At 72.2% G+C, this 2,837-nt stretch carries 3 protein-coding genes; 1 reads left to right on the top strand and 2 read right to left on the bottom strand.

The features are described from left to right. On the top strand, positions 1–1,194 hold a 1,194-nt coding region (locus VKN16_20340; GenBank protein HME96555.1), incomplete at its 5' end, for an amidohydrolase family protein. Between the two features lie 14 nt (positions 1,195–1,208). Here the strand turns inward: VKN16_20340 and VKN16_20335 are convergent. Both VKN16_20335 and VKN16_20330 read right to left on the bottom strand, forming a co-directional pair. Continuing rightward, entirely contained in the window at positions 1,209–2,399 is a 1,191-nt protein-coding gene (locus tag VKN16_20335; GenBank protein HME96554.1) for an MFS transporter, read from the bottom strand. 32 nt (positions 2,400–2,431) lie between these two features. Further along, positions 2,432–2,662, bottom strand: coding sequence for a M20/M25/M40 family metallo-hydrolase (locus tag VKN16_20330; protein HME96553.1), 231 nt, complete (start codon positions 2,660–2,662; stop codon positions 2,432–2,434). Positions 2,663–2,837 lie beyond the last annotated feature (175 nt).

Raw genomic sequence — 2,837 nt, 5'->3', positions numbered from 1 at the left:
AGCCAGCACCGGGTGGCGACCGCCGAGGAGGTGTCGGCCATGTGCGCGCTGGTGCGCGAGGCGATGGCCGCGGGAGCGATCGGCCTCGGCTCCTCCACCGCGGAGGCGCACGTGGGCGAGGGCGGGCTGCCGGTGGCCAGCCGGCTCGCGGATCGATCCGAATTCCTCGCGCTCACGCAGGCGATGGGCGAGTCGGGGCGCGGCCTCTTCCAGATCACCATCGGACCCAAGACCACGCTGGAGGACCTGCGCGAGATCTGGCGCGTCAGCGGCCGGCCCGCGATCTGGGCCGCGTTCTTCCAGCGCGACGACCGACCGGAGTACGTGCCGGAGCGCCTGGCCATCACCGAGGCCTTCCACCGCGAGGGCGTGGAGGTAGTGCCCCAGATCTCCTGCCGGCCGCTCACGATGGACTTCACGATGAAGAATCCCTACCCGTTCGAGGGCATGCCGGCCTGGCAGGCGGTGATGAAGGAGCCGGAATCGCGCTGGCTACACGTCTACGGCGATCCGGCATTCCGCGCCGCGCTCAAGGCCGATCTCGACGCGCGGCGCTTCGCGGTGTTCCGCGGCCGCTGGGATCTGGTGCAGGTGCTGCGGACGCACCGGCCCGAGCACAAGCCGCTGGAGGGCCAGAGCCTCGCCGATCTCGCGCGGGAGACCGGCAAGCATCCGGTGGACGCCTGGCTCGACCTGGTGACCGCCGACGGGCTCGACGTGGAGTTCCTGGCCGGGCTGCTCAACACCGACGAGACAGTGGTGGGCGACCTGATCGTCCACCCGCTTACCCTCATCACGCTGTCCGACGCCGGGGCGCATCTGTCGCTGATGTGCGACGCCGGCTACTCCAGCACGCTGCTCGGCAAGTGGGTGCGCCGCCTCGAGCGCTTGCCCCTGGAGGCCGCCGTGAAGCGGCTCACCGACGATCCAGCCCGTGCCTATCGCATCCCGCAGCGTGGGCGGCTTCAGCCGGGCTGCTGGGCCGACGTGGCCATCTTCGACCCGGCCACGGTGGACGCCCTGCCGGTGGAGTGGGTCACCGACCTGCCCGGCGGGGAGGGCCGCTTCGTCTCCCGCGCGCGCGGCGTGGAGTGGAGCCTGGTCAACGGCCGCCCCGTGCTGGAGCGCGGCCGCGTGGTCGAGCAGCCCGCGGGCCGGCGGCCGGGGCAGGTGCTCCGCCGCTTCGATCCGTGAGGACCCGGGCCGCGCTACTCCTCGAAGCGGCCGAGGCGGCGTAGCTCCGGAAACAACCGCATCCAGATCGCGGCCACCGCGATCGTCCCGAGGCCGCCCAGCAGCACCGAGAGCACGGTGCCGATCAGCGCGGCCAGCACGCCCGACTCGAAGGCGCCGAGCTGGTTGGAGGTGCCGGTGAAGAGCGAGTGCACCGCGCTCACCCGGCCGCGCATCGCGTCCGGCGTGCGGATCTGGGCCAGCGACATGCGGATGACCATGCTGACCACGTCGGCCGCGCCCAGGATCGTGAGCGCGACGAGCGACAACACGAAGTCGGTGGAGAGGGCGAACACCACCGTGGCCGCGCCGAAGACGATCACCGAGCGGAAGAGCGTCGACCCGAGGCGGTGCTCGAGCGGGTAGCGCGCCAGGAACACCGACGTGGCCAGCGCGCCGATGGCGGGCGCCGAGCGCAGCACGCCGAGCCCGACCGGCCCGACTTTCAAGATGTCCTTGGCAAACACGGGGAGGAGCGCGGTGGCCCCGCCCAGCAGCACCGCGAAGAGATCGAGCGACATCGAGCCCAGCAGCACCCGCTGGCCGTAGATGAACGCGGCACCCGAGAACACGGTCTCGAGCGTGAGCGGCTCGCGCGGGCGCACCCGGCGCGCCACCCGGATCGCGACCGCGAGCGCGCCGGCCAGGATGAAGAGGCCGCCGGCGGTGAAGTAGGCCGCGCCGGGGCCGAACGCGTAGAGCAGGCCGCCCAGCGCCGGCCCGACGATCTGGGCGGTCTGCCCGGCCGAGATCACCCAGGCCATCGCGGGCGCGATCAGCGAGCGGTCCACCACCTCGGGCACCAGCGCGCTCATCGCGGGGTTCTCGAAGGCCTGCGCCGCGCCGAGCAGCGCCACGAGGGCGAAGATGGTGGTCCGCGTCTGCCAGCCGCCGATCGCGCCCAGGGCCAGCGCCGCCGCGACGGCCGCCTTCGCGATCTCGCAGAGGATGACCACGAGCCGCCGGTCGTAGCGGTCGGCCACCTGCCCGACCACGAGCGTCAGCAGGATCATCGGCACGAACTGGGCGAGCCCGACCAGCCCCAGGTCGAGCGCGCGGCCGGTCAGGTCGTAGAGCTGCCAGCCCACCGCGACGCCCAGCATCTGGAAGCCGACGGTGGCCAGGACCCGGGACGACGACAGCAGGGCGAACGGCGGGTGCCGCAGCAGCCGGGACGGATCGGAAATCTCGCGCGCCTCTACCGGTTGGCCCGGGCCAGCACCGCGTGCAGCAGCACGTTCACCCCCGGCGACGTGTAGTCCAGCTCGGCGTGCTCGGCCTCGTTGTGCGAGATGCCGTCGCGGCACGGGGTGAAGATCATCGCGGTCGGCGCCACGCGCGAGATGTAGTAGGCGTCGTGGCCGGCCTGGCTCAGGATGTCGCGGTGCGGGACGCGGAGCACCTCGGCCGCCTCGCGAATCAGCCGCACGCAGCCGGGATCGAACCGCTCGCTGCCGAACTGTTACTCCTCCGTGATGGCCATGTCCATGTTGGCTTGGCGTGCGCAATCCGGAATCGCCGCCTTCATCTCGGTCCACATCCGATCGGCCACCGCGCGGTCGGCGTGCCGCACGTCGCAGGTGAGCTGCGCGTACTCCGACAGG

This window comes from Candidatus Methylomirabilota bacterium (genome assembly GCA_035315345.1).
Lineage (GTDB): Bacteria > Methylomirabilota > Methylomirabilia > Rokubacteriales > CSP1-6 > CAMLFJ01.
This window is presented reverse-complemented; position numbering and strand designations above follow the sequence as displayed.